Below are 25,514 nucleotides of genomic sequence, written 5' to 3'. Positions count from 1 at the left end.
GGGGGCGGCGGAAATGGAGCTCTCCATCCAAACCAAGCCTCCCCGGAGGAGGGCCTCAGGCAGGAAAGGGCCGCAGGCCTTACACTCAGGGCGAAGCCGCTAACGACTTCCTGCAAATCGCAAGTTTCTCCTCAAACTGGCGAACGTAGCCGCGGCGGATGGCGATCGGCATCGCCGGGCCGAACCAACCAGCGACCTGACCTGCCCGCATGGCTTCGCGACAGGTCGGTGTGAGATCGTCAATAGGGTCATAGCTGGAAGCGTCAGCCGCATCTGCTCCTTGTCTCAGGGTTCCGAAGGGCACCCGGCAGGCTATTGCCGCAGACGGCAGGTCGGTGCGGACCGCTGACTCGCACGCATTTAGGGAGGATGCCGCGGCAGCAAGGAGCAGGAACAGCATTTGCTTGCGCCTTTAGCTAGCGGCCGAAAAGCCGCCCGATTGGTTGCGCTTCGCCTCGAACTGCCGACGCTGGCATGAGTGGCACGTTACGCGTCACATTTTCCGCATGTAGGCGACCACGCGCCCGAGCAGCTGCACCGAGTTCTCGGAGTCGATTACATCTGGCACGGCGGGATTGTCCGAAAGCAGATGGAGGAGGCCATGCTCGGCCGGACGTAGTCGCTTCACCATGCCGTGATTGTAGTAAGTGAATACCCAGATCTGGTCACCTAGGCCGAGTTCCCGGTCCGAACAGTCGATCAGCAATGTGTCGTCGTCCAGCAGCGTGGGCGCCATCGCGTCGCCTATGCCGTGGGCAAACACGAGCTCGTCTGAGTGCGCGTCTGTGTATTGCCGTATCCATTCCGTCGGGAAAAAGCGGACGTGTGAGGTTATACGCGGGCTGGTGATCCCATCGCCAACGCCGTGTGCAAGATCAAGTTCGCGAATTGGAACAATCCCCAATTCACCGGAAGAGTGGTTCGGTGCAGTCGCATTGTCATCTGCGGATGATTTGGAGTTCAGTAAAATATCTGCGAAATCATTTTCAAAATTTTTGCAATCTATTTGATCTGATAATTCAATTTTCTGGCTTTCTTTAATATTATTATCGAAAAAATTTCTATTAGTGGGATTTAAATTATATTCATTTTCATCAATTTTATTATCAGTTATTCCAATAAGCCAATATAAATTTAACGAAAGTTCATTCGCAATCAGGGGAAGAAGTCGTGATTTTTGCGAGTTACCGGTCAATATCTTGCTGATGGCGCTCTGCGTGCAGCCAATCGCGGCTGCAAGCGCTTCCTGCGAGATGCCGAGCTCTTCCATCCGCTCTTGAAGGCGAACCGCTGTTTTCGACCGTACTCTTTTCATGCTCAGAGTTTTCTAACGTATGTTTGCTTAAAAGTAGGCATGATTTTGAGATTTTTAACCTATTATTTTGGGAATACCGAGACTTGTAACCAAAGCAGAGGCTCCGCCGCGCGGGGCATGGGCAACGGATCGGAGCACTCGATCTACCGGATTATAAATAACAGACGCGTCTGTTATTTATAATCCGCTGTCCTACAGCCACCCCCATGCGGCATGGTTGCAGCGTGTTCCTTGCATCCCCTCAAACTCGCGGTTTCTTGCCGCATTCGGGCAGTCCGGGGGCGCCCGTGCCGGGCTCGCTGTTTTGCCTCAGGACTGTGTCAACCGTGTCAACTTGCAGCGCTTCAGGCCTTGGCTCAGACCTCTTTCCAGAGGCCTCGGTGCCTGTCAGATTGGGGAGTGGAGAACGCGGGCTGGCGGGCGTCTGATCCGCTGCAGGACCGCAAACGGATAAAAAAGGAGGATGCCATGCGTGTTGCTCTGCCCGAAGCCCATCACATGAACCCGCTCGGCCATTTGTCCGAGCACTATGCGCCCGAGATCGTGAACGCCGCTTTCGGGTTTTCCGATGTCACCTACCGCATGTCGAAGCTGCCCACCCGCCTGTTCGAAGGCGCGCGGATGCGCACCGCGCTTATAAACGGGTGCCAGCTTTGCCAAAACTTCCGCGTGCTGCGCGATCGGCCGGATCTCGAACGCACCAACGGCCCCGCGCCGGATGAAGCCTTCTATGCCGCCGTCAATGAATGGCGCACTTCGTCCGTCCTTTCGGAGCGTGAGAAGCTGGCGATCGAATATGCCGAGAAGGTCGGCCTCGATCCCAAGGCTCTCGCCACCGACGAGGATTTCTGGACTCGCTACAAGGCAGCGCTGACGGACGATGAGATCGTCGACCTCGCCTTCTGCGTTGCGGTGTGGATGGGCATTGGCCGCGTCGCCCACGTGCTCGGGCTCGATGCGGTCTGCGCGCTGCCGGCGCTGCGCGAGGTTGCCTGATGGATCGGCGCGGGCTGCTTGGCGGATTGGCTGCAGGCGGTGCCGCGCTGGCTTCCGGCGCCGGCACAGCGGCTGCGGCCGAGCCGCCCGCCGGCCCGCGCCCGGTTCTCGTCTACACCGCCGTCGCGCTGCTGGAGGAGCGCGTCTCCCACGGCAAAACACCCTACGGCGAGCGGTTCCGCATTCCGATCATCGGCGGCACGTTCGAGGGGCCGGAAATCCGCGGCCGCATCGTGCCGGGCGGTGCGGACTGGCAGTTGCTGCGCGCCGACGGCTACCTCGAACTCCTCGCCGATTACTTCATGGAGACCGATGACAAGGTCCAGATCAAGGTTTTCAACCGCGGCCTGATCCAGACCGTGCCCGGCCCGGACGGCCAGCGCTATGCGATGACGACACCGCGCTTCGAGGCGCCGCTCGGCAAGTACGGCTGGCTCAACCAGTTCATCTTCGCCGGGACCGTGGCACCAGGTGAGGGCAAGGTGCCTTCGGTCAGGCTCTCGATCTACAAGCTGGTCTGAGGCTTCCAGAACCGAGCGGAACATGCCACGCTGCACATCTCCGTTTTACCGCGTCCGGAAAGTGCCCGCCCGATGAACACGCCCGATCTTGCCGCTTGGTGGATGCCCTTCACCGCCAACCGCCAGTTCAAATCGCAGCCCCGCCTCCTCGCCGAAGCGCGCGGCATGTTCTACCGCTCTGCGGACGACCGCGAGATCCTTGATGGGACGGCGGGCCTGTGGTGCGTCAACGCCGGGCACGGGCGTGAAGAAATCGCCGATGCGGTCTCCCACCAGATCCGCACGATGGATTTTGCGCCCGCCTTCCAGATGGGCCACCCCATCGGCTTCGATTTCGCGACCCGCCTTGCCGAGATCGCACCCGCCGGGCTCGACCGCGTGTTCTTCACCGGCTCGGGCTCCGAGTCCGTCGACACCGCGCTCAAGATCGCGCTCGCCTACCAGCGCGCCATCGGTCAGGGCACGCGCACCCGCTTCATCGGGCGCGAGCGGGGCTATCACGGCGTCGGCTTTGGCGGCGTTTCGGTGGGCGGCATCCTCAACAACCGCCGCGTGTTCACGAGCCTGCCCGGCACCGACCACATGCGCCACACCCACGATCCCGCGCGCAACCGCTTCACCCGTGACATGCCCGATCACGGCGCGGAACTCGCCGACGATCTCGAACGGCTGGTCCAGCTTCACGGCGCGGAGACCATCGCGGCGGTGATCGTCGAGCCGGTCGCAGGCTCCACCGGCGTGCTCCCGCCGCCCAAGGGCTATCTCGAGCGGCTGCGCGAAATCGCGACGCGGCACGGCATCCTGCTGATCTTCGACGAGGTCATCACCGGCTTCGGCCGCCTCGGCACCCCGTTCGGCGCAGACTACTTCGGCGTGACGCCCGATCTCATCACCACCGCCAAGGGCATCACCAACGGCACCCTGCCGATGGGCGCCGTGTTCGCCAGCCGCGCGGTGCATGATGGCATCGTGAAGGGCCCGGAGAACCTCATCGAACTGTTCCACGGCTATACCTACTCCGGCCACCCCGTCGCCTGCGCCGCCGGCCTCGCCACGCTCGACATCTATGCGCGTGAGGGACTGCTGACGCGCGGTGCGGCGCTGGCGGGCTTGTGGGCCGATACGCTCCACGCCTTGCGCGATGCACCCCACGTTACCGACGTGCGCACCATCGGCCTCGTCGGCGCCATCGAGCTTGCCTCGCGCGATGGCGCGCCGGGCGCGCGGGCTTATGACGTGTTCACCGATTGCTTCCGCGCCGGCCTCCTCATCCGCGTGACGGGCGACATCATCGCGCTTTCCCCGCCGCTGATTATCGAACCCGATCACATGGGCCGCATTGCAGAAACGATCCGCGCTGCGCTGGAACGCGCCGAATGAGGCACGTTCTGGCTGCCGCGGCGGCGCTGGTTGCAACTCCGGCTTTTGCCGCGCCCATCGGCATGAGCGAGACGGAGCAGGCCGCGCCCGCCGTCCCGCCGATCCTCTCCGCGCGCGAGCGGGCCGAGACCGAGAACCGCATCCTTGCCGAGCGGCTCGACACGGTGATCCCGGCGATCATGCGCGCCGAAGGCATCGACCTCTGGCTGCTGGTCGCGCGCGAATACTTCGAGGAGCCGGTGGTCGCCTCGATGCTCGACGGCGAGAACATGCACGCGCGGCGGCGGACGATCCTGATCTTCCACGATCCGGGTGAGGGCAAGCCGGTCGAGCGGCTCACCGTCAGCCGCTACGGGCTTGGCGGGCTGTTCATGCCGGCGTGGGATCCCGCAAAGCAGCCGGACCAGTGGCAGGCGGCGGCTGACATCATCGCCCTGCGCAACCCGGCGAAGATCGCGGTCAACGTGTCCGATCTCCACCAGTTCGCCGATGGCATGACGGTCAGCCAGTATGACAAGTTCACTGCTGTGCTGCCGAGCGCGCTCCGCTCCCGCATTGTCAGCGGCGAAGGCCTCGCCATCCGCTGGCTGGAGACGCGCACACCGTCTGAAATGGCGCTCTATCCCACGATCGAACGTACCGCCCATGCCGTCATCGCCGAAGCCTTCTCGCGCAAGGTCATCACGCCAGGCGTTACGACCGCAGAGCAGGTGCAGTGGTGGTATCGCGACCGGCTGCTGCAGCTTGGTCTCGACGCGTGGTTCCACCCCTCGATCGGCATCCAGCGGCAAGGAGTGAAGGGGATGCTCGAAGGGCCGGAAGTGATCCAGCCCGGCGACCTCCTGTGGACCGATTTCGGGATCACGTATCTGCGGCTCAACACCGATACGCAGCACCTTGCCTATGTGCTGAAGCCGGGTGAGACGGACGCGCCGACGGGGCTGCGGCAGGGCCTTGCGAACAGCAACAAGGTGCAGGACGCACTCCTGCGCCAGTTTGCGGTGGGGCGCAGCGGCAACGAGGCACTGGCACGCGCACGGGCGGAAGCGCAGGCGGCAGGGCTCGATCCCTCGATCTATTCGCACCCCATCGGCCTCCACGGCCACGGTGCGGGGCCTTCCATCGGCTTCTGGGACAACCAGAACGCCGATCCGCGCGGCGAGGCTGCGATCCATGCCAACACGGCCTGGTCGATCGAGCTGACATCCTATGCCGCTGTGCCCGAGTGGGGCGGGCAGCGGGTGGATTTCCGGGCCGAGGAGAACGCATTCTTCGACGGCAAGTCCGTGCGCTTCATCGATGGCCGGCAGACCAGCCTTACCTTGATTCCTTAGCTCCATCCTGACCGGATCGGCCGCAAATCGTTGTTGCCGGCGGCGATTGTTGTAGTGTGCGCGCCAGCATGTGGAGGCCGACCGCAATGTTCGATTTTCTCAGGAAGCAGTTCGTCGATGTCATCGAATGGCTGGAACAGCCGGGCGACATTGCGTGGCGCGTGCCGTTCGCCGATCACGAAATCCAGCATGGCGCACAACTGACGGTGCGCGAAGGGCAGATCGCGGCATTCCTCAACGAAGGCGCGATGGCGGACTATTTCGGGCCGGGGCTTCACACGATCGAGACGGCCAACCTGCCGCTGCTGACCAGCCTGATGAACTGGGACAAGGGCTTCAGATCGCCGTTCAAGTCCGATGTCGTGTTCTTCTCGCTCAAGGAGCAGCCCGCGCTGAAATGGGGCACCGCGCAGCCGGTGACGGTGCGCGATGCCGAATTCGGCGCGCTGCGGCTGCGGGCGTTCGGTTCGTGCTCCTACCGCCTCGGTGAAGTGGCGCCGTTCGCCTCGCGCGTGCTTGGCACTTTGCCGGGGGTGACCGCCGCCTCGCTGGAGCCGCAGCTGCGCGCCGCGATCCAGACCGCGATGGCGACCGCGCTGGGCAGCAGCGGGATCGCCTTCCTCGATCTCGCTGCCAATCAGCAGACGCTGTCTGATCGGATCAAGCTGGAGGTCGACAAGGCCTTCGCGCAGTGGGGGCTTTCGTGCCTTTCGTTCTATGTCGAAAGCATTTCGCTGCCCGATGAAGTGCAGGCCCACCTCGACAAGGCCAGTTCGATGCGGGTGCTGGGTGATCTAGGCACCTACGCGCGGTTTCAGGCAGCCGAGGCGATCGAGGAGGCGGCAGGGAACGACGGTGGCATGGCCGGAATTGGCGCCGGGATGGCGGCCGCGACCGCGCTAGGCGGTGCGATGTCGCAAAGCTTAGGGGCTCAGGGTTTAGGAACGCAGGGGCCGGGGGCCGCGCCCGCCGCACCAGTCGAAGACCCGGTGGCGATGATCGAAAAGCTGCACAAGCTGGTGACGATCGGTGCGCTTAGTCAGGAAGAGTTCGACGCCAAGAAAGCCGAATTGCTCGGCCGCATTCGCTGATCCTTGCAGGACGGGGGCATGGAAAATCTGACTTGTCCTTCCTGCGGGGCCGCGCTGCCCGTGCGCGATCCGGGCCTGCCTTATTCGACCTGCGCCTACTGCCAGACGTTGGTGCGGCGCGGCGCAGGGAAGGTGGAGGCCATCGGCACCGTGGCAACGCTGCCCGCCGATGTCTCGCCCATCCAGATCGGCACCACAGTGGACCGCGACGGCATCGCCGCCACGGTTGTCGGCCGCGTGCGCTGGGGCTGGTCTGACGGATCGTGGAACGAATGGTTCCTGCGCGCCGCGGATGGGCGCGCGTTCTGGCTGGGCGAAGCAATGGGCATGTACATGCTCACCAGCGAATATCCGGCGGTCACCACTGTCCCGGCGATCCAGAACTTTGCCCAAGGCAATCCGATGGCGCGGGACTGCACCGTCAAGGCCGGGGGCAAGTGGCTGACCGCCAGCGACATCAAGGAAGCGGAGTGCCTCGGCAGCGAGGGTGACCTGCCGTTTCCGGCCCTACCCGGCCGGACGATGACCAACGCCGATTTCCGCAATGCTGCAGGCGATGCGCTGTCAGTGCAGCGCGATGCGGACGGCACTACGGCTTGGCTCGGCGTGTGGAGCGATCTTGCCGGGCTCAAGCCGGGCAATCTGAGGCAGATCGAAGGCTGGACCATGCCGAAGGCGCTGGCGTGACAGGGACAGGTGTCCTCGCATGACAGGTGCGCGCGCCGTGACCTGCCCGTCCTGCGGCGGATCGATCGAGATCCGGGCGGTGGGCTATACGGTCACGCTGGCCTGCCGCTACTGCGGCTCGCTGCTCGATGTCGCGAACGAGGACGTACGGCTCATCACCGCCTATCGCCGCGCAGCGAAGAACTTCGCGATCATGCCGGGTGCTCGCGGCACACTGTTCGATGTCGAATGGGAAGTCATCGGCGCGCTGCGGCGGCGGAGTGGGGATGCGGTGTGGCAGGAGTTCCTGCTGTTCAATCCCTATTCCGGCTATCGCTGGCTGGTGGCGGCCGATGGCGAATGGCAGTTCGGCACGATGCTGCTCGACCGGCCGGAGGAGGACGGGCGTTCGGTCAGTTGGCGCGGCCAGCACTATGTTCTGGACGACAATGCCGAGATCGAGACCGTGATGGTGATCGGCGAGTTCTATTGGCGCGCCGCGCGGGGCGACAAGGTGCAGGGCGCCACGTTCGCCAATGGCCGCGAACAGCTCTCGCGCGAGACCTCCGCTGATGAAGTGACGTGGACCCAGCTGATCCCGATCACTGCCGAATGGGTCAGCGAAGCCTTCACGGTCGAGCAGCGCCACATGCCGCGCCCGCCCCGGCCTGACCTGACCGAAGGCTTCCGCAAGGCGCCGGGCGTGGCTGAGGGCGACCTCGGCAATATGTTTCTCGTCGCCCTCGCCGCGCTGCTCCTGATCCTTGCAGTGCAGGTGCTGCTGAGCGGCCCGCAAGTCTGCGCCGATGGCCGGGCGACGGTTGATGTCGGCGGCGCTACCACGATCCACCGCATCGGTACGGTCGAAGTGCGGCGGCCCTGGCAGTTCGTCACCATTACGGTGGACAGCGACAGTTTCACCAACCGCTGGGTCGATCTCGACTACAGCCTCGTCAATCGCCAGACGCAGCAATCCGTCGATGCCTATGGCCTCGTCGAGTTCTATACCGGCACCGACAGCGACGGGCCGTGGAGCGAAGGCAGCCATCAGGCCGAAACGCTGTTCTCCCGGGTCCCGCGCGGCACTTACGATGTCTTCGTCGATGTCGGCGCGCATGGCTGGCCCAGCGACCCGGTTCCCGGAACCGTCGATCCGCAGAACCCCTGGGGCCATACTGACACGGTCGCGCTGTGGTTCCGTTCCTGCACCGGCGGCTTTTCGTGGGGCATGTTCTGGCTGATGGCGGCGCTACTGTTCAGCGTGCCTGGCCTGATCTTCTGGTGGAGGCATCAGGACTGACATGAGCAAGCGCATGACCCTGTTCACCGCGTGGTGCGCGCTGCTCGTGGTGCTGTCCGCCGTGAGCAGCTGGTTTGCATGGACCCCGTTTTCCGACGAGGAGCGCCCAAGTTCCTCCTCATCCGGTTACTACCGTGGGCCCACCCACAAATGATCGCCCCCTCTCTCCCGCAGGAGCTTTGCCGATGATCAGCCTCGATGTCTTCCTCGCCACGGTGATTTATGCCGGCCTTGGCATCGTCATCTTCATCGTGAGCTTCGTGCTGGTCGACAAGCTGACCCCGGGCGAGCTCTGGCGCGAGATCATCGAGCGCAAGAACATGGCCGTGGCGCTGCTGGCAGGTGCCGTTGCCATCGGCATTTCCAATATCATCGCCGCCGCCGTGCATGGCTGAACAGGAAGCCCCGGCGGGAGGGTCTGACGAGAGCGCGCCTGCCTCGCTGGCGGTGATCCTGCTCGTTTCGGTGCTCGTCGTCGCCACCTGCGGGCTGGTCTACGAATTGCTGGCCGGCACGCTCGCCAGCTACCTCCTCGGCGATAGCGTCACCCAGTTCTCGACCGTCATCGGCACCTACCTCTTCGCGATGGGGGTGGGCAGCTATCTCTCGCGCCATGTGCGTTCGAACGAGATCGGCGTGTTCGTGCGGGTGGAGATCCTCATCGCGGCGCTGGGCGGCTGGTCTGCCGCCGGGCTGTTCCTGCTGTTTCCGGTGGTCGAGGATTTCCGCGTTGCGCTCTATGGCCTTGTCGTCGCCATCGGCGTGCTCGTCGGGCTGGAAATCCCGCTCCTGATCCGCATCCTGCGCTATCGTTTCGCCTTCCGCGATCTCGTCTCCAACGTCCTGACATACGATTACATCGGTGCGCTGATCGCCTCGCTGCTGTTCCCGCTCGTGCTGGTGCCGCGCCTTGGTATGATCCGCACCGGGCTTGTCTTCGGCCTCGCCAATGTCGCGGTCGCCATCGCACTGCTGGTGGCGCTGCGCGGGCGGCAGAAGCTGACGGGTGATCTGATCGCCGCGCTGGCCGTGCTGCTCTCGCTGCTCGCGGGGCTTGCGGGGGCGGACCGTATCCAGCGCTGGTCCGAGGTCGCCTTCTACGGCGAGCCGGTGATCTATGCGCGCTCCACGCCCTACCAGCGCATTGTCTTTACCCGGCGCGGGGAAGACCTCAGGCTCTACCTCAATGGCAACCTCCAGTTCTCCACGCGCGACGAGTACCGCTATCACGAGGCGCTGGTCTGGCCGGTGCTGGGCCGGGTGGCGAACCCGCGCGAAGTGCTGATACTCGGCGGCGGCGATGGCCTTGCCGCGCGCGAAGTGCTGAAGGATCCGCGCGTCGCGCACGTCACCCTCGTCGATCTTGACCCCGAGATGACGCACCTGTTCCGTGACGAGCCTTCGCTGGCAAAGCTCAACGGCGGCTCGCTCGGTTCGCCGCGGATGCACGTGATCAACGGCGATGCATTCCGCTGGGTGCGGCAGGCGCGCGGGCGCTATGACGCGATCCTGATCGACTTTCCTGACCCCACCGAATTCTCGCTCGGCAAGCTCTATACCGAAAGCTTCTATCGCGAAGTCGCGCGGCTGCTGGATCCTGCGGGCGTGCTGACCGTGCAAAGCACCTCGCCGCTGGTCGCCCCGCGCTCCTACTGGACCGTCGCGAGCACGCTGGAGGCGGCGGGGCTCAGCGCGCGCGGCTATCATGCTTATGTGCCAAGCTTTGGCGAATGGGGCTTCACCATGGCCGCGCACCAGCCCCCCGGCGATGCGGTGCGCCTGCCCTCGGGCCTGCGTTTCCTGACACAGGCGAGCGAGCGCGCGATGTTCGATTTCCCGCCCGACATGGCACGGAGGCCAACCCCGGTGAACCGGCTCGACAACCAGGCGCTGGTGCGCAGCTTTGCCGAGGAGTGGGGCCACTACGATGGCTGAACCGACCCGGCGCGAGGTGCTGAAAGGTGCGGCTGCCGGGGCGGGCGCGCTGGCGCTGCCTGGCTGCGCGGCGCAGTCCTTTCCCGGCTCGCTCGGCGGCGCAGACTGGCAGCGCGGGCACCGCGTGCGGGACGGCGGATTTCCCGCGGCGCAGGGCAAGGCCGAGGAAGCGGCCATCGTGATTGCGGGCGGCGGCGCGGCGGGCCTCGCGGCGGCATGGCGGCTCAAGGAAGCCGGTTTTGCCGATTTCGTCCTGCTCGAACTGGAAGATACCGTCGGCGGCAACGCTCGGTCGGGCCGCAATGCCGTCAGCGCCTATCCGCTCGGCGCGCATTACCTGCCGGTGCCAAACCGTGAGGCACGCGCGCTGCGCCACATGCTGCAAGGCTTCGACATGATCGTGGGCGAGGAACAAGGTGCGCCGGTCTACGATCCCTATCAGCTCTGCGCCGATCTCGAGGAGCGCCTGCTCTGGCGTGGTAGCTGGCAGGAAGGGCTCTATCCGGCGAGCGGCCTAACGGCAGACGATGCGGCCCAGCGCGACCGCTTCTTCCGCGAAATGGCGGAGTTCCGGCAGGCGGTCGGAGCGGACGGCAAGCCTGCCTTCGCCATCCCGCGCGCCGGTTCGAGCAGCGATCCGCGTTTCATGGCGCTCGACGAACTGACCTTCGCGCGCTGGCTTGAAGGGCGCGGCTTCACTTCACCGGTGCTGCGAGCCTACCTGCGCTATTGCTGCCGCGATGATTATGGGACCGAGCCAGAACGCATTTCGGCGTGGGCCGGGGTTCACTATTTCGCCGGGCGGCGCGGCTGGGCGGCAGGGGGTGATGGAGACCGCGAGCTGACCTGGCCGGAAGGCAATGGCCGCCTCGTCACGCTGATGGGCAAGGCCGTCGCCCCGCATGTCCGGTCCGGGCATAGCGTGTTTTCGGTCGTGCGCGAGGGTGATGCCGGCGCGCGCGTCGCCGCGTTCGACCATGCCGCCGGGATCAGCCGCCAATGGCGGGCGCGCACCGTCATCATGGCGATGCCGCACTTCGTGGCGGCGCGCGTGGCGCCCGCCGAAACCATCAAGGGCGCGCTGCGCTATGCTCCGTGGGTCGTTGCCAACGTCACTGTCAGCCGCCCGCCGCGCGGACGCGGATCGGCGCTTGCGTGGGACAATGTCTCCACCGGCAGCGAGAGCCTCGGCTATGTCATCGCCACGCATCAGAGCGGGAGTGCAGGGGAGGGTCCAACGGTCCTCACGTGGTACATGGCGCTCTCACGCGAGGAGCCTGCGGCGGCGCGCAAGCTGCTGGCGACGCGCTCTCTCGCGGAATGGCAGCAGATCGTGGCAGACGATCTGCTCGCGATGAACCCCGATCTTGGCGGTGCGATCGAGCGGATCGACGTCTGGCGCTGGGGTCATGCGATGGTGAGCCCCGCGCCCGGGTTCCTCGGCGATCCGGCGCGGCTCGCCGCCATCGCCGCCAAGCCGCCGGTGCTCTTCGCGCACTCCGATCTGTCTGGCCTGTCGCTGTTCGAGGAAGCGCATTATCGCGGCGTCGTCGCGGCAGAAGCTGCGCTTGCCCACCTTGGTCACCGTTTCGAAAGCCTTGCTTGAATGGCGCACCTTCCCGGCACCAGCATCCACCTGATCGCCGATCTGCGCGGCGGGACCGGGCTGGACGATGTGGCGCGGGTCGAAGCGGCGCTGCGGCAGGCTGCTGCAGCGGCAGGCGCGCGCCTGATCGGCCTACACGTCCACGGCTTCGGCGAAGGGCTGGGCGTGACCGGCGTGGCGCTCCTCGCCGAATCGCACATCTCGATCCACACATGGCCCGAATCCGGCCTTGCGGCAGTCGACCTTTTCGTCTGCGGACATGACGTCGACGCTGAGGCCGGGCTTTCGGCAATCCTCACAGCGTTCGCTGCGGAGGTGACCAACCTTCACCGCATTACACGGCTTGCTGAGGGAGAGGTTTGATTTAAGCCTCGCTAGCGCAAGGTGGCAGGATTTGTCCGCTCATGATAAATCGATCATTACGAAAGCGGATCATCGGGTCAAAACATGCCACAGCAACTCCGGCCGATAAGCATCTATACCGATAGTATTAATCAGGATCTCGATTCAAATCGGACCGATCAAGAAATTGGCGTGGTCGGACTCAATTGGGCAATGGAGGCTTATGCCCGTTCCACTTAAGTTCTCCTCACGGCGACATCCGTAACGGAACTTGCCGATCATGTCTGCGAGGAGATTGTTCGGCATGATGGCTATGCTTTGGCGCTGGTTGGCCTGCTTGATCCATCGTCGGAAGAGATCAACATCATCAGGGCTGCCGGCGCTGCCAAAGGATATGCCGATGGCCTCGTGCTCAGCATCAACGAAAATGCCCCGGGCGGGCAGGGGCCGACTGGCACCGCGATGCGGAATGGGGGGATTCAGGTCGTCGAAGATGCATTGACCGACACGCTCTATGCCCAATGGCGTGAACGTGCGCAGAAATACGGCATTCGATCTTCAATCTCCGTGCCGATCATGGCCGATGGAGACGTATCGGGCATTCTGATCGTTTACGCCGTAAAGCCGCGGGCGTTCTCGGAATTGGATATCAATATATTTATCGATCTTGCGCGAAAGATAAAAATATCGATTGATATATTAAAAAAGAACGAAACTATTCGAAATAAATTAAATACGATGGCGCGGCAATATCGACAGTTTGAAAGCATCATGTCTTCCACCTCGGAAGGTTTTATAACTGCCGATCTTGAAGGAAAAATCGTCAATGTAAACAATGCATATTGTAACGATCTTGGTTACGAAAAATCTGAGCTGATCGGGAAAAGTATATTGTTTTTGAGCGAATCGTTCAGCAAAAATGAAATTCTGAAGGATATACGATACATAAAGAAGTTCGGCTCGCTCTCGTTCACGACTGTCCACCGGCACAAGAACGGTACGCTGGTTCCGTTTCGCGTCAACGCTACATACGACGACAGCCTTGAAGAGCGTATTTTCGCGTTCTTTCACAACATCTCGGATATCGCCGAGGTAAGCGAGGAACTGGAAGATCTGCGAAAATCCCATCGCGAGCAGGAGCGTCAGGTCAGCGAAACGCGGCAATTGCTCATCAGTGTCAGCGAAGAAACGCTGCGGCAGATCGGGCACGATCTCCATGATGATATCGGGCAGATTCTGACCGGTGGCGCGATGCTCGCGGCAGACCTGAGCAAGTCGATTTCCGCCTGCTGCCAGGGCGCTGTCGGCAATCGCGCGTAAGTTCTCACCGGAATGCTCAGCCAGGCGACGCATCGCCTGCGGGCAATCACGCATGGACTCTACCCTGTGGCGATCGATGCGGCGGGCTTGTTCGGGTCGATCCAGTCACTCACCAACGGCATGCGGACGCTCACCGGATGCGAGATCAGTCTCGATTGCGGCGGCCCGGAGCCAGTGCTGGATGAGGAGACGCTCCTGCACATCTACCGGATCGTTCAGGAGGCAACGGCAAACGCCATCAAGCACAGCCAGGGCTCGGCGATCGACATCTCCCTGCTTTGCGACAGGGCGAACCTTCGTTTGACCATTTCAGACAATGGCCGCGGGATTGTCCGCTCCAACCGCAGAAGGGTGCGGCAGGGCATCGGCATGGCAACCATGAAGGCGCGTGCCAGCGCCATCGGCGCAAAGTTGAGCGTGACATCCCCGCGATCCGGCGGCGTGCGGGTCAGACTACAACTGCCACTGAAGGCGTAGGAGCAGCAGGTGAAGAACTCCATCCGTCGCGACGTCCTGCTTGTCGACGACCATGCCGTTGTCCGCGCCGGCCTCAAGGCCATCATCGATGGCACGCCCGACCTGTCTGTATGCGGCGAAGCTGAAGACGAGGCGCAAGCCCTCGCTTTACTGCGAGACCAGCCGGTTGAGGTCGCTGTTGTCGACCTGATGCTGGGCAAGAACTCTGCTTTGGCCTCGATCAAGCGCTTCTTGCAGTACAAGCCCGATTTGCGCATCCTCATGTTCTCGATGCATGACGAAGAGGTCTATGCGACGCGGGCCCTGCAAGCCGGCGCGCATGGCTACCTCATGAAGGGGGCCGATAGCGAAAGCTTGATCGTAGCCATCAGGACCGTCGCCTCCGGGCGCATCTACCTCAGTCCCCGCGTGCAGAGCGAGATCTTGTTCAACATGGCGGCCGGCCACCCGGCTTCCGCGGCTGGCAACGTCAATGTGCTCACGCAGGCCGAACTCGCCATTCTGCAGATGCTCGGCTCCGGACAGAGTGTGAAAGAAATCAGTAAGACACTCGGGCGTAGTCTCAAGACAATCGCAACCCATCGAAACAATATCCGCCTCAAGCTTGAATTACCATCGAGTGCTGCCTTGGTGCATTTTGCAACCCGCTGGGTGCAGGCCAACGAAGTCGCTTGATGTGTATGCGGAAGGTGATTAGGTAATTCGCGTAGTGAACGTTCGCTTTGTCGAATCTAAGTCAATGACTTAGGTTTCAATAAGCCAAATGCCTAACCTCGAATGAGATGTAGGCGGAGTGCTGATAGGCGGTCGGGGAGGTAAATCCCTGACATGAACATCGCTATCACCACCTCTGGACGTGCTGCTTTCGCAGATGCCTCGCAGCGCTTTGCCCCACGCGCGAAGACCGCGCAGGTCGGATGCCTCGCGGATGCGAGGAGCGAGGCACGCACAAGTGCTGCGCTGGCGGCGAAGGTGCGGACGGAGCACGGCGAACAACCCGGTTGCATCCGCAACCTGTCTGCGCGCGGCGTCATGCTGTCGATGGAAAACCCGCCAAAGCGCGGCGATATCGTGGAGATCGTTGCCGGTCGCGAGTCGCTCATCGGGCAGGTCCGGTAGGCCAACGACAATCGCGCGGGTATTCGCCTGAGCGAAGCCGTGGATGTGGGTTCCGTGCTGTTGGGGAGCGCCGGTTCGATCACGGCAAAGCCCAGGCCCGTTCGCAAGGCGATATCCTTGCCCGCCGTTGTTCACAGCCCGCGGGACAGCCACATCATCGCCCGCCAACTGCAGTTTGCGGCGATCATCGTCTTCGGTGCGTTTGCCGCCCTTGCGATCGCCATTTGCGTCAACGACCTGCTCACCGATGTGATCGGCCTGGTCAGGACAGGACTGCCGGGATGAACGCCTGTTTCAAAGCCAACGAGATGGTCTCGGCGAACTCTGATCTGGAATTCACCATGCCTGAAGGATTTCCGTGCCGCAGGGCCGCAATCGGTCCGCTTGGCGAAAAGTTGACGCTGGAATCGCTCCCGCCCCCGCAGTGCAATCGCTGGACTCCCCGGCGCAAGGCGGAAGTGGTTGCTGCGCTGACGGGCGGGCTGCTCATGGAGGATGAGGCCCGGGCGCGATACAGCCTCAGCCTTGAGGAACTTGCCGGATGGCGGCGTGCGGTCGATCGGTCGGGCATACCGGGACTGCGCGCAACGCAGGCGCAATTCTACAAGAAGCTGCACGGACGCGTTCAGGCCAGCGACCGCGCCTGACCGCGCGGCGAGCCCGAACCATCGCGTTGAAACCCACAAGCAGCTCATGATCCCACCGGCCTGCAACAGGCCGGGTTCGGTTCGATATCCAGGCAAGGCGTAGCCGCGTTATGTCAATCCTATCCGATAGCCCTGTAGCGTTGCCGTGCCGCGCTTGCTCAGAGTCCCCGATCGCCTTGGTGGATGGCGCTTCTTCGATCCCCACACGTTACCTCAAGGTGCGTGATGAAGCGTCGGATAACCGTGAGGCGTTTGTCCGTTCGGTTTTCAGTGATCTGACATGCTTACCCTTTTTCGATGAGGGTACTTTCGCGCTGTCTCGTGCTGACACCGACTATGACATCCTGATCCTTGATTCGTCAGATCCCGTGCGCATGGCCCGCTATCTGAGGATCAATCGCGCGCTGCTCCGCAACGTCGCGAAGTTTGCGATCATGCAGGAAAGTTCGCCGTCACGCCGTGCGCGGATGCTGATGGCCGGGTGCGACGATGTGTTCGATTGCGCGCGGACCAGCCCGGAGGAAGCCGCGGTGCGGGTCAATGCAGTGATGCGTCGGTACAAGGCCCGAGAGACCATCCGGCAAGAAGGCATGCGCACGGCGGCAGATATGGCGCAATTCGCGGCCCCTCATACGCTGACACCGCGCGAATGTACCTTGCTTAAGGCACTCGCGGGGCAGCCGGGCAAGGCCATGTCCGCAAGCCAATTGTGCCGGTTCGTGGCACCGCAAGATTCAGCGCAGTTCAAACGCTCGCTCAAGTTTGCGATCTCCCGGCTTCGCGGTAAGCTCTATCCGCATTGGCGCATCAGGACCGCCGCGGACACCGGCTACACTCTGGTTCGCGTCGATGCGGGGATCCCCGAGGTCGGGGTGACTGGCGAAGCCGTTCGCCGGAGGCAACCCAGGATAAGGCTACCCCAGCAGGAATTACCGGCGTCGGCATTCGACCAGACCAGATCTGCCGCCTGAGAAAGCCAGATGCCCGGCGCAGCCGTTATGCATCGGCTTGCCGCGGCCTGCGACAAGATCAGCCCGCTCCATGTGACTTGCCTGCATCGGATGGCCTGGAACGGCTTGAAGCACGAAGCATCAACGCCTGCCTGAAAATAGCAGATCGCTGCACTTCTACATGCTCTTGATGCCACTCCCGCAGGAGTTTTGGTGCCAGAAGAGGGACCGTGACGTGCAGACAAGGCGTTACATCACAACGCTTTATCGCCCTGATTAGCTGATTCGATACCGTCAAAAGTACCGTATCGCGCTCCGGCTTGGTCCTCGGAGAGGACTCAAACCGCTGCGGGCAGTGTTTCGACGCTCAGCGACCTCCCTTGCAGGTGTCGGCCCTTGCTTTGGCCAGAAGGGCTTTGAGCGCATCGACCGTCACCAAGGTGCACCTGCCGATCTTGATCGTTTCCAGGTCGCCCGATGCGATCAACTCGTAGAGCTTCGACCGGCCTATTCCGGTCATCCGCACGGCATCGGGAATCCGGACGGCGAGCGGCTCTGCGCCGTTGCTCCTGGTTGCGTTGGGGCGACGATCGAACGGGAGTGCCAGCTGTTCGTCGCTGGCAGGCGGCTTGGCTTCCCGGCGCTTCATTCTCCCTGCTCCTGTGCGAGCTTGTCCAGCTGCCGCTTGTGCGCTTCATGCACTTTTGCTCGGAGTGTCGCATCGGGGTGGGCCAGCAACAGACCGTCGAGAGCGCACATGATGAAGATCAGCCGACGCTTGATGAACTCGGCGTTCTGCCTCGCCTCCTCGCGCAGCTCCTGCCCCTGGAACAGGTCCGTGACGATGGCGCCGATCCACTGGCTGCGGCTTTGTTTGGCGCGGGTGGCTTCGTCCTGAACCCAAGCTGCGACATGCTTGGGCAGGTAAGTCTGGATGGAAACATTGCGTGTCATGCTGGACTCCATGTGGGCGGAGCCTGGAACACACTGCGAAAGGCAAGTTTGTTCTACTTATGTTCATTCTCGCCGTCAAGCTAGTTGGAGCTGGCGAATTTCCTCGCCTTTTCGCCAGGTGTGATTTGCGGGAATGCCAAAGGCTGATCGCAAGTCAGATTTGACGGAGAAGCTGCCAATTTCTCAGATCCTGGTCATAGCATTGATATATTGATGTTTCTATCCGGGTTTCACCTGCGATTTGTCGCGTAGGGTGTGCTCTGCACTGTACCCAACTGCGGGGATCGGGCCGGCCTTATTCGCATAATTGGAAGGCATGTGTTTTTCGTCATACCCTCGGACGACTGAAGCCTCGGCGGCGGTTGAGCCGAGGAGGCACCCACACATTCATTAGCGAACCGGCAAGGGGGGCAAACGGATGTTCGCTCGTCCATGCAGCGCGCCTGCTTTCGGAGCAGGGCGCGCGGTCGACGGGGGCTCGACGAGAGGCCAATCGTTCGATCCCGTTTATGCATTCTTCCGTGACCAAAATCGTCGTGCATGCTAGTGCAAATTGGTGCATTCTGGTGCGGGAGAAGTTTCATCATGTCATTGTTGGCGAAACAGAAGCGATTTACCGTATCAGTCGATCAGGCCGACTATGAAGCTCTCGTCGCGCTGGGCCAGTCGGTAAGCCCTCCGCTGAATCTGCAATACCTTGTCCGCCTATCGGTAAGAAACTTGCTAGAACAGCATGCCGCCCAGCAACTGTCTTTCCCGCTGGAGCGTAGGCCATGAGGTTCATAGATCTGTTCGCTGGTCTCGGCGGCTTTCATCAAGCACTGCAAAGCTTGGGGCACGAATGCGTATTCGCGTCTGAACTCAATAGCGATCTTGCCGACCTTTATAACCGCAACTTCGGCGTCAGGCCGCACGGGGACATTCGTCAGGCGATCAACGAAGTGCCCTCGCATGACATCCTATGCGCAGGCTTCCCTTGTCAGCCTTTTTCAAAGGCAGGCGAGCAGAGGGGGTTTGACTGCCCTCAATGGGGTGACTTGTTCGACTATATGATCCTGATTCTAGAGCGCCATAAGCCGAGTTACCTCATCATCGAGAATGTCCCAAACATTATGCGGCACGATAGCGGCAACACCTGGCAAAAGGTGAAGAAACGCCTGCGAGAGGTCGGCTACGACATCGAGTCAACGCTGCTTTCGCCGCACATGTTCGGCGTGCCCCAACTTCGCGAGCGTGCCATTATCGTTGGGGCTCGCAATGGGCTGGGCCACTTCGTATGGCCAAAGGCAACACATGATGGAAGCGAGGTTGATATTCGGTCAATCTTGGACAAGTCGCCGAACGACGCTAAGCCGCTGCCACCCTCTTTCATCGGCTATCTTGATGCATGGCAGGCGCTCCTCGACGCGCTGCCCACGACCACGGAGCTCCCCTCCTTCCCGATCTGGGCAATGGAGTTCGGTGCAACCTATCCTGCCCGGACAGGCTCACCTTTCGGGCATGGTCTCTCGGAGATCCGCTCATTCCGAGGCGCATTTGGACGAACGCTTTCCGGTTTGTCAGAGGCTGAAGTCCTTGATGCACTGCCTCCGTATGCGCGCGACACGAACGTATCCTTCCCAGATTGGAAGATCAGGTTCATCGAACAAAATCGCCAGTTCTATCGGGAGCACAAGGCAGTAATTGACAGGTGGTTGCCAACCATCCTGAACTTTGCCCCCAGTTTCCAGAAGCTTGAGTGGAACTGGAAGGGCGGCCCACGCGACCTGAACCAATGCATAATCCAGTTCCGTGCTTCGGGCATCCGAGCAAAGCGCCCGACTGCAGCGCCATCGCTGGTCGCGCTAACGACCAGTCAAGTGCCCGTCATCCCTTGGGAACGGCGCTACATGACCATGCGTGAGTGCGCTCGCCTTCAAAGCATGGGTGAACTGCAATTTCTTCCTGAAACACAGACCGGGGCATTCAAGGCGCTCGGAAATGCTGTCAACGTCGACGTCATCAGGGCGGTTGCGGGGGCGCTACTCGGAAGGGACGATTCGAAGGTTGGATACCTCCAGCTATCAGTAGATAACCGCCCATCATCGCTTGAGGCAGCTGCCTGAGCCATAGCGGCCGAAAGGGGAAGATGCCTTGGAAGACTTGGATTTTGACCAAATTGCGACGCTGCTTTCGGAGTTGTCGCAGCCGAGCTTGTTGCCCAAGCTGGAAGGGGGCCGCAAGGGTCCGCGCTCGTTCGATGGCTCGGACATTGACTTCACCTCAAGCGCTTGGCTTGCCCGCGTCCTAGAAGTCGCGATTTGGCTCAACCTGGACTCTACCTTCGATGACCAAGAGTCGCCCAAGGCCGCAGCCCTGCGGCTGTTCGATGAACTCTCCCCAGGAAAGGCTGAAGCAAGCTTTGAGGTGAGTGATGGACATGTCCTCCTGACCGAGATGGGCGCTCAAACCCTGGAAGAGAGGCTCAGCCGCGCAGTCAGCAATCGTTCTGCCTTCGTTCAGATGCTAGAAGATGAACTGTCGGTGCCAGCCGCCACCGAAGCATGGATCGACGCTTGGAACGAGGCTCCAGCAACCGAGCCACTATCAATCAATGCGACGGTAGACAAATGGCGCATCTACGACCTGGCTGGTAGGGCGCAGCAGGGACAGCTTGAGCTAAATCCGACTTACCAGCGCGACTTCGTCTGGTCGAACGCAGACTCGCAGATGCTGATCGAATCGATCCTGCGAGGCATCCCACTACCTTCAATTATTCTAGCTCGGGTTTCGAGCAGCCAGCGCTTCCAGATTGTAGACGGCAAGCAGCGTCTGACGGCGATTCTCCGCTTCATGGGCGCACATCCGGAAGGCCGTGAAAATGCTAAGGGAATGAAAGAATATCAGCTCTTTGATACGAACTTCAGCCAGTTTGCTCGACGCAACAACCTGAGAGCAACTGACATCCGGGAGAAGTACCTACCCTTTAAAACTAAAAAGTATACCGATGACAATGACCCGCTTAAGCCGCTTGGCGGTCGATACTATTGCGAGATCAAAGATAAGCAAGTTAGGATCGCCGGTGAGTCCATCACCGTAGCCGACCTGTTTGAGCGCGCCTGCGACTACTTTATCCCTGTGCTCATTTACCGCGATACTCAGGTTCGCGACATCCACAAGGTCTTTCGCCTCTACAACCAACAGGGGATGAAGCTGAACGCAGAGGAGATCCGCAACGCGGTCTTCAACCATCTGATGATCTCACGGCTGATGCTTTTCGTAGGCGGCGACCGTCCCGAACCCGAGATCGCCCCGGAACTCGTGAAGGCAGGGATTGACCCGACCGAAGCGCACGAGAACATCAAGGCGCTGGGATTTGGCATCACTCGGTTCAAGCGCACCAAGGTTCTGTTGTGGACCGTGGCAACGCTGATCCTTAAGCCCGCCCAAGGTCCCGATAAAGCTTATCGCACACCGTCCACAGCCAGCCATATCGACGAATTCCTGCGCTCCATCGACAGCGATCGCCTCGCGCAATTCCGGTCGAAAACTACGCTCGAAAACTTGGCTCGTGATCTTATCGCCGCCTTGGACCTTCACCAGCAGACCTCCGATGCTTGGCACCCAAAGTTCCGGCGCAAAGGCAAGAGTGAGATGGCCTCTCGGTGGGAGGAGTTGCCGGTCGTGGCCAGCGTGCTGGCCTGCCTCGTGCTCGTCATCACCGGCGAGAATCAGAAGCTGGAGGATGGCATTGACGCCGTCCGAGACCTGACCTCGAAGATGGTTGGTCCCCAGAGCACGCAAAACAAGACCCAGTGGGCGCACATCGCGAACGCCTCGACCAGCATCCTGGAGACACTCGGAGTTAACATCGCTGACGCGAATGCGGCAGTGCGCGACCGATACGGAGATAGTGCAATCGAGGCACTTCTTGAGATCCGCAAGATCCCGATGATCTGATATGACTGTAGGTGAGCCCAGCGTCGGCCCAGTGACGATTGTCCCAGTAGGTGGGCTTGTTGAGGCACATGACGTAAGCACAGAAACTTCGCGCGACGAAGCCTCTTGGTGGGCGCGCTATCGTGCCAATGTTTCAGGCCGGCTGTCTGGAACAGCCTTGGCTGCGCTGGAAGCTGACGCGCGCTACGTGGTCGAGAGAGCGCTGCCTAGCGTTGACGGGGCGCTTGACGAAGCAGCTTGGCCGACCTCACGGGTTCGGACAGGCATGGTCGTCGGCTCGGTGCAGTCCGGCAAGACCGCAAGCATGCTCGGTGTTGCTGCGCTCGCGCTCGATGCAGGAGTTGACCTACTGATCCTCCTCGCTGGCACCAGGGTAAGCCTTTGGTTGCAGACCTACGAGCGTTTGCTCGCGCAACTCGACGGTTCTACGCCGGAGAATGCCTACCGTCGGCGCAACCAGCGCCTGATTCTTCCCCAACCCGCCGACATCCTGCATGAGCAACGAGCGGACCCGGCCCGCTATCTGCAACGACCAATGGCTCGACAAGCGTTGAAGGCGGGCCGGCCAATCGTTTGCGTCGTGCCCAAGGAGGACGATCACCTCATCATGCTTCGACGATTCCTCGCCGACGTCGTGACGCAGGACGTCCTCGATGCACGAGACAGGCCCTACGCAATGGTGCTGCTCGACGATGAAGCGGACGACGCAAGCGTGCTGGATAGTGATCGGTCACAGAAGCTGACGCCTCGGCTCATCGCCTCATTGTGGAGCGGTGACCCGGACGAGGCTACGACGCGACACCCCAACCTGCTTGCGACCTATGTCGCCTACACCGCGACACCGCAGGCGAACTTCCTGCAAGCTACGCACAACCCGCTTAGTCCGCGTGATTTTAATGCGGCCTTGCGGACGCCCGGCGCTATCGGGTCGCTTGAGCCAAGATCACTGTCTTATGCAGAGTTGGCCGGGGTTCGCTCCTATTATTGCGGCGGTGAGATCTTCTACGAGAAGTTGCGGCACGCAGGAACCGGGGCGCTCTGCCAAACCTCGCTGTTCCCGGACCTGCGCCCCGGCGAGAGCGAAGCGGAACTTTCTGCCCGCCGCGATACGCTACGCTGGAACATGCTCTCCGATGCCATGCGCTGCTTCCTTGTGGGCGCTGCAGTGCGGAGTCTTCAGCCAGGTTGGGACGCGGCATATGATCACGATCGCCGCTACATCACGGAGGCGGACGCGCGCCAAGCTGCCCCTGGTCCCCACACCATGCTGATCCACCCCTCGGCCCGAAAAGAAGATCACTTCAGCACCGCGCAGGATATCGTTCGATGGGCCTTAGCCGAGCCGGGAAAGGAGGCGGACATCGAACTCGACGATGAGGTTTCCGAACTGCTGGTTGTGCCGCGCGACGCGCTTGCTCGGCGGCTCAGCTTAGAGGAGGATCAGTGGTCAGCGTGGCTCGCTCGCTTTGAGGCAACTCGTATCGGTTTGGCCAGCCTTCCGCACACGCCGTATCAGCCAATCTCTCCAGCAAGCTGGCCACAGGTCAGAGCAGCGCTCGTCGATCATGTCTTTCCCAACCTGCGGGTCCGTGTGCTCAACAGCGATCCTGCTTCCGATGACCGGCCTCGGTTCGAGGTCGGCGAGGATGAGGCGGGATTCCACGTGCCGCCGGATAGCCTCTCGATCTTCGTCGCCGGCAACGTCCTGTCACGCGGACTTACGCTTGAGGGGCTCACGACCAGCCTTTTCTTGCGCGGCGCAGCTGAGCCTGCCGCTGACACTCAGATGCAGATGCAGCGATGGTTTGGCTATCGCGGTGACTTCCTGCCGTTCTGCCGCGTCTTCACCTATGAGGACCAGTTGCAGTTGTTCCGCCGTTATCATGTCAATGATAATGCACTGAAGTCCGAGATCATCTCCGTCATGGATGGCGATGACGAAGTTAGTGGCCCCGCCCTCGTGCTGCAGGGCGCAAGCTTCGTCGCCACCAGCAAGGTGGAGGCGCGCAAGGTTCCCCTGTCACCTGGGCCGCGCCCTTCGATCCGCCTCGTCGAATCGGAGGACGACGACCTGGCACGTCACAATATCCAACTCGCGGTGGACCTGCTGGGGGACGGTGAATGGGTGCCGTTAAAGGACGATAATGGGTTGGAGCGTGGTATCATCCGCTCCGAGCCCGTAAGCGCTAGGGCCCTTGCCGACCTACTAGATGGGCTTCGCTACTCGCATCATGACCCCGACCTAGGTAACGAACTCAGCCAGCGCTGGGACCATTACGCTCGCTTGTTGGGGATCGATGACCCTCTTTTTTCGCCGCCCATGCGCAATTCTCAAGGTTATGGCACTGAGCCGCAATCCTGCCCATATTCGATCGCGGCGTATCTGCGTTTATGGGCCTCGCTGACCGGCGACCACTCGGCTCCCGGCTTCTATCCTACCGACCGGCCGGAGGTTCCATGGAACTATTCCGACACGATGCACGCAAGCATGCCTGACTTCTACCTCGCCTTTCGCCACGGCCAAGCACAGGCGCGTGATCCGCGACTTGCGGCTCTTGGCATCCGGGCGGTGACTAGAGATCGCAACGCAAGCGGCGCAGCATTGCAAACCTTATGGGGCACGCGAGGCTATGGCGGCTCATATCATGGCGACGAGTTGGTGGACTATTACTACCACCGCACGACGCCAGTCCCTAGCATCCAGGGTGGGGCTAGTTGGCGGCCTAGGGGGCATCCAGGTTTGGCTCTGCTTCATGTCGTCAGCGCGCCTGAGTTGCCGACCGATCTCTTGGCGATCGGCTTGGGGTTACCGCATGGTGGCCCAGACCATATCGCGGCGCTTCGAACATGAGTGACCTTCACTTCGAGGCGCTGCGAGCCGAATTGGAGGCACTGGACGTTCCTCAAGGGCAGGCCCGCAAGATGCGATGGCTCGCCGTACCCTTGGGCATCGGTCGTACGCCATCTGGGGACTTTGAGATTTTCATTCGCGGGGCTGAGGTGCACGCTTCGTCACCTCTCGTTCGCCGTCAACTCCAACACGGCGATTGGCGTCCAGAGGAAGGAGGTGAACCCTTTTCCGCTAGTCGGATCGTCTTGCCCGCCGCGCCGCACTTTGCCTCAGTGGCTGCATTAATCGCGATCGAGTTGTTGCGTGCAGGGATTGCAGCTCCGCACGGTCCGCAACCCGCATTCAGCGACGTCGAGCCGATCATCGAGATGGCGATCCGCAGGGGCGCATTGCCGGAAAATGTGGTCATCGGCCTGATCGGCGAGTTGACCGTGCTTAGGCAATTGCTGCTGACGCGCACAAATCGTCCCACTGAGATGATGCGAGCGCTCGAATATTGGCAGGGCTGGCAAGACGGCGGTCGTGACTTTCGTTTCGGTGACCATGCTATCGAGGTGAAGACGACGCAGTCGAGCATCTCTGCCCACGAGTTCAGTGGATTGCACCAGCTAGAGCCCACGATCCTACCTTCAGGGGGACGGGAGCAACTTCATCTACTCAGCATCGGTCTTGTCGCGTCGACTTCGGTTGGAGAAACACTTCCGGCGATCGTCGACAGCATTATTGGATTGTTGAGCCTAACGGCGGCTCCTGAGATCGTCGATGAGATGT

General features: G+C 61.6%; 27 protein-coding genes and 1 pseudogene. 24 read left to right on the top strand and 4 right to left on the bottom strand.

Going from position 1 to position 25,514, the window contains the following annotated elements:
- Nucleotides 1-85 precede the first annotated feature (85 nt).
- Nucleotides 86-400 (bottom strand): hypothetical protein, encoded by a 315-nt coding sequence (locus tag NSE01_RS17730; protein ID WP_147160984.1) that lies wholly within the window; start codon nt 398-400, stop codon nt 86-88.
- A 93-nt stretch (nt 401-493) separates the two neighbouring features.
- Nucleotides 494-1,315, bottom strand: a complete 822-nt coding sequence (locus NSE01_RS17725) for an XRE family transcriptional regulator (protein WP_147160983.1) — start codon at nt 1,313-1,315, stop codon at nt 494-496.
- 468 nt (nt 1,316-1,783) lie between these two features.
- On the opposite strand from NSE01_RS17725, the gene NSE01_RS17720 reads away from it, so the two are divergent.
- The 20 genes and pseudogenes from NSE01_RS17720 to NSE01_RS17635 all read left to right on the top strand — a co-directional run bounded on the left by NSE01_RS17720 (nt 1,784) and on the right by NSE01_RS17635 (nt 17,020).
- On the top strand, nt 1,784-2,311 hold the full coding sequence (locus tag NSE01_RS17720) for a carboxymuconolactone decarboxylase family protein (protein ID WP_147160982.1): 528 nt from the start codon (nt 1,784-1,786) through the stop codon (nt 2,309-2,311).
- Nucleotides 2,311-2,832 carry a DUF3237 family protein gene (locus tag NSE01_RS17715; protein WP_147160981.1) on the top strand — a complete coding sequence of 174 codons (522 nt, stop codon included), beginning with the start codon at nt 2,311-2,313 and terminating at the stop codon, nt 2,830-2,832. Before NSE01_RS17720 ends, NSE01_RS17715 begins: the two co-directional genes overlap by 1 nt.
- A 72-nt stretch (nt 2,833-2,904) precedes the next feature.
- Entirely contained in the window at nt 2,905-4,212 is a 1,308-nt protein-coding gene (aptA, locus tag NSE01_RS17710) for an omega-aminotransferase AptA (protein ID WP_147160980.1), read from the top strand.
- Nucleotides 4,209-5,546, top strand: a complete 1,338-nt coding sequence (locus NSE01_RS17705; protein ID WP_246135274.1) for a M24 family metallopeptidase — start codon at nt 4,209-4,211, stop codon at nt 5,544-5,546. Before aptA ends, NSE01_RS17705 begins: the two co-directional genes overlap by 4 nt.
- A gap of 86 nt (nt 5,547-5,632) precedes the next feature.
- Nucleotides 5,633-6,637, top strand: coding sequence for an SPFH domain-containing protein (locus NSE01_RS17700; protein WP_147160979.1), 1,005 nt, complete (start codon nt 5,633-5,635; stop codon nt 6,635-6,637).
- Between the two features lie 18 nt (nt 6,638-6,655).
- Complete coding sequence (locus NSE01_RS17695) at nt 6,656-7,324, top strand: DUF4178 domain-containing protein (protein ID WP_147160978.1); 669 nt, start codon at nt 6,656-6,658, stop codon at nt 7,322-7,324.
- A 19-nt stretch (nt 7,325-7,343) separates the two neighbouring features.
- Complete coding sequence (locus NSE01_RS17690; protein WP_147160977.1) at nt 7,344-8,603, top strand: DUF4178 domain-containing protein; 1,260 nt, start codon at nt 7,344-7,346, stop codon at nt 8,601-8,603.
- Between the two features lie 13 nt (nt 8,604-8,616).
- The gene (locus NSE01_RS21365) at nt 8,617-8,757 is read left to right on the top strand and encodes a hypothetical protein (RefSeq protein ID WP_170233896.1); all 141 of its coding nucleotides are present in this window, start codon (nt 8,617-8,619) and stop codon (nt 8,755-8,757) included.
- A 31-nt stretch (nt 8,758-8,788) separates the two neighbouring features.
- Complete coding sequence (locus NSE01_RS17685; RefSeq protein ID WP_147160976.1) at nt 8,789-8,998, top strand: DUF350 domain-containing protein; 210 nt, start codon at nt 8,789-8,791, stop codon at nt 8,996-8,998.
- Nucleotides 8,991-10,538, top strand: a complete 1,548-nt coding sequence (locus NSE01_RS17680) for a polyamine aminopropyltransferase (RefSeq protein WP_147160975.1) — start codon at nt 8,991-8,993, stop codon at nt 10,536-10,538. The genes NSE01_RS17685 and NSE01_RS17680 overlap by 8 nt, the downstream gene beginning before the upstream one ends.
- A complete protein-coding gene (locus NSE01_RS17675) occupies nt 10,531-12,144 on the top strand; it encodes an NAD(P)-binding protein (protein ID WP_147160974.1) in 1,614 nt (537 codons plus the stop codon). The genes NSE01_RS17680 and NSE01_RS17675 overlap by 8 nt, the downstream gene beginning before the upstream one ends.
- Nucleotides 12,145-12,507 (top strand): adenosylmethionine decarboxylase, encoded by a 363-nt coding sequence (gene speD / locus NSE01_RS17670; RefSeq protein ID WP_147160973.1) that lies wholly within the window; start codon nt 12,145-12,147, stop codon nt 12,505-12,507.
- 243 nt (nt 12,508-12,750) lie between these two features.
- Nucleotides 12,751-13,167: pseudogene (locus NSE01_RS21915) on the top strand (GAF domain-containing protein); the annotation flags it as partial.
- A gap of 57 nt (nt 13,168-13,224) precedes the next feature.
- Nucleotides 13,225-13,806, top strand: coding sequence for a PAS domain S-box protein (locus NSE01_RS21910; RefSeq protein WP_281289532.1), 582 nt, complete (start codon nt 13,225-13,227; stop codon nt 13,804-13,806).
- 66 nt (nt 13,807-13,872) lie between these two features.
- A complete protein-coding gene (locus tag NSE01_RS17660; RefSeq protein WP_170233895.1) occupies nt 13,873-14,283 on the top strand; it encodes a sensor histidine kinase in 411 nt (136 codons plus the stop codon).
- Nucleotides 14,284-14,292: 9 nt separating this feature from the next.
- Nucleotides 14,293-14,958: a response regulator gene (locus NSE01_RS17655; RefSeq protein ID WP_147160970.1), complete on the top strand. Its 666-nt coding sequence runs from the start codon at nt 14,293-14,295 to the stop codon at nt 14,956-14,958.
- Between the two features lie 153 nt (nt 14,959-15,111).
- Nucleotides 15,112-15,402 (top strand): PilZ domain-containing protein, encoded by a 291-nt coding sequence (locus NSE01_RS17650; RefSeq protein WP_147160969.1) that lies wholly within the window; start codon nt 15,112-15,114, stop codon nt 15,400-15,402.
- Nucleotides 15,403-15,447: 45 nt separating this feature from the next.
- Complete coding sequence (locus NSE01_RS17645; protein WP_147160968.1) at nt 15,448-15,687, top strand: hypothetical protein; 240 nt, start codon at nt 15,448-15,450, stop codon at nt 15,685-15,687.
- A gap of 56 nt (nt 15,688-15,743) precedes the next feature.
- Entirely contained in the window at nt 15,744-16,049 is a 306-nt protein-coding gene (gene sciP / locus NSE01_RS17640) for a CtrA inhibitor SciP (protein ID WP_147161027.1), read from the top strand.
- Nucleotides 16,050-16,228: 179 nt separating this feature from the next.
- Entirely contained in the window at nt 16,229-17,020 is a 792-nt protein-coding gene (locus NSE01_RS17635) for a winged helix-turn-helix domain-containing protein (protein ID WP_170233894.1), read from the top strand.
- Between the two features lie 346 nt (nt 17,021-17,366).
- Here the strand turns inward: NSE01_RS17635 and NSE01_RS21905 are convergent, their stop codons facing one another.
- Nucleotides 17,367-17,648, bottom strand: coding sequence for a helix-turn-helix domain-containing protein (locus NSE01_RS21905; RefSeq protein WP_147160966.1), 282 nt, complete (start codon nt 17,646-17,648; stop codon nt 17,367-17,369).
- Complete coding sequence (locus NSE01_RS17625) at nt 17,645-17,953, bottom strand: hypothetical protein (protein ID WP_147160965.1); 309 nt, start codon at nt 17,951-17,953, stop codon at nt 17,645-17,647. The genes NSE01_RS21905 and NSE01_RS17625 overlap by 4 nt, the downstream gene beginning before the upstream one ends.
- 773 nt (nt 17,954-18,726) lie before the next feature.
- Here NSE01_RS17625 and NSE01_RS17620 point away from each other — a divergent pair.
- From NSE01_RS17620 to NSE01_RS17605, 4 genes are all read left to right on the top strand, one after another.
- Entirely contained in the window at nt 18,727-20,058 is a 1,332-nt protein-coding gene (locus NSE01_RS17620; RefSeq protein WP_147160964.1) for a DNA cytosine methyltransferase, read from the top strand.
- Between the two features lie 28 nt (nt 20,059-20,086).
- The gene (locus tag NSE01_RS17615; protein ID WP_147160963.1) at nt 20,087-21,892 is read left to right on the top strand and encodes a DUF262 domain-containing protein; all 1,806 of its coding nucleotides are present in this window, start codon (nt 20,087-20,089) and stop codon (nt 21,890-21,892) included.
- 265 nt (nt 21,893-22,157) lie between these two features.
- Complete coding sequence (locus NSE01_RS17610; RefSeq protein WP_170233893.1) at nt 22,158-24,743, top strand: Z1 domain-containing protein; 2,586 nt, start codon at nt 22,158-22,160, stop codon at nt 24,741-24,743.
- Nucleotides 24,740-25,514: PD-(D/E)XK motif protein (locus NSE01_RS17605; protein WP_147160961.1), on the top strand; the 775-nt coding region annotated here is incomplete at its 3' end. The genes NSE01_RS17610 and NSE01_RS17605, both read left to right, overlap by 4 nt.

This window comes from Novosphingobium sediminis (assembly GCF_007991615.1).
Lineage (GTDB): Bacteria > Pseudomonadota > Alphaproteobacteria > Sphingomonadales > Sphingomonadaceae > Novosphingobium > Novosphingobium sediminis.
This window is presented reverse-complemented; position numbering and strand designations above follow the sequence as displayed.

Bases quoted from the DNA above. Each gene is read 5' to 3' on its own strand.
- NSE01_RS17730 (WP_147160984.1), bottom strand. From the start codon at position 400: ATGCTGTTCCTGCTCCTTGCTGCCGCGGCATCCTCCCTAAATGCGTGC.
- NSE01_RS17725 (WP_147160983.1), bottom strand. From the start codon at position 1,315: ATGAAAAGAGTACGGTCGAAAACAGCGGTTCGCCTTCAAGAGCGGATG.
- NSE01_RS17720 (WP_147160982.1), top strand. From the start codon at position 1,784: ATGCGTGTTGCTCTGCCCGAAGCCCATCACATGAACCCGCTCGGCCAT.
- NSE01_RS17715 (WP_147160981.1), top strand. From the start codon at position 2,311: ATGGATCGGCGCGGGCTGCTTGGCGGATTGGCTGCAGGCGGTGCCGCG.
- aptA (WP_147160980.1), top strand. From the start codon at position 2,905: ATGAACACGCCCGATCTTGCCGCTTGGTGGATGCCCTTCACCGCCAAC.
- NSE01_RS17705 (WP_246135274.1), top strand. From the start codon at position 4,209: ATGAGGCACGTTCTGGCTGCCGCGGCGGCGCTGGTTGCAACTCCGGCT.
- NSE01_RS17700 (WP_147160979.1), top strand. From the start codon at position 5,633: ATGTTCGATTTTCTCAGGAAGCAGTTCGTCGATGTCATCGAATGGCTG.
- NSE01_RS17695 (WP_147160978.1), top strand. From the start codon at position 6,656: ATGGAAAATCTGACTTGTCCTTCCTGCGGGGCCGCGCTGCCCGTGCGC.
- NSE01_RS17690 (WP_147160977.1), top strand. From the start codon at position 7,344: ATGACAGGTGCGCGCGCCGTGACCTGCCCGTCCTGCGGCGGATCGATC.
- NSE01_RS21365 (WP_170233896.1), top strand. From the start codon at position 8,617: ATGACCCTGTTCACCGCGTGGTGCGCGCTGCTCGTGGTGCTGTCCGCC.
- NSE01_RS17685 (WP_147160976.1), top strand. From the start codon at position 8,789: ATGATCAGCCTCGATGTCTTCCTCGCCACGGTGATTTATGCCGGCCTT.
- NSE01_RS17680 (WP_147160975.1), top strand. From the start codon at position 8,991: ATGGCTGAACAGGAAGCCCCGGCGGGAGGGTCTGACGAGAGCGCGCCT.
- NSE01_RS17675 (WP_147160974.1), top strand. From the start codon at position 10,531: ATGGCTGAACCGACCCGGCGCGAGGTGCTGAAAGGTGCGGCTGCCGGG.
- speD (WP_147160973.1), top strand. From the start codon at position 12,145: ATGGCGCACCTTCCCGGCACCAGCATCCACCTGATCGCCGATCTGCGC.
- NSE01_RS21910 (WP_281289532.1), top strand. From the start codon at position 13,225: ATGGCGCGGCAATATCGACAGTTTGAAAGCATCATGTCTTCCACCTCG.
- NSE01_RS17650 (WP_147160969.1), top strand. From the start codon at position 15,112: ATGAACATCGCTATCACCACCTCTGGACGTGCTGCTTTCGCAGATGCC.
- sciP (WP_147161027.1), top strand. From the start codon at position 15,744: ATGCCTGAAGGATTTCCGTGCCGCAGGGCCGCAATCGGTCCGCTTGGC.
- NSE01_RS21905 (WP_147160966.1), bottom strand. From the start codon at position 17,648: ATGAAGCGCCGGGAAGCCAAGCCGCCTGCCAGCGACGAACAGCTGGCA.
- NSE01_RS17625 (WP_147160965.1), bottom strand. From the start codon at position 17,953: ATGACACGCAATGTTTCCATCCAGACTTACCTGCCCAAGCATGTCGCA.
- NSE01_RS17620 (WP_147160964.1), top strand. From the start codon at position 18,727: ATGAGGTTCATAGATCTGTTCGCTGGTCTCGGCGGCTTTCATCAAGCA.
- NSE01_RS17610 (WP_170233893.1), top strand. From the start codon at position 22,158: ATGGTCGTCGGCTCGGTGCAGTCCGGCAAGACCGCAAGCATGCTCGGT.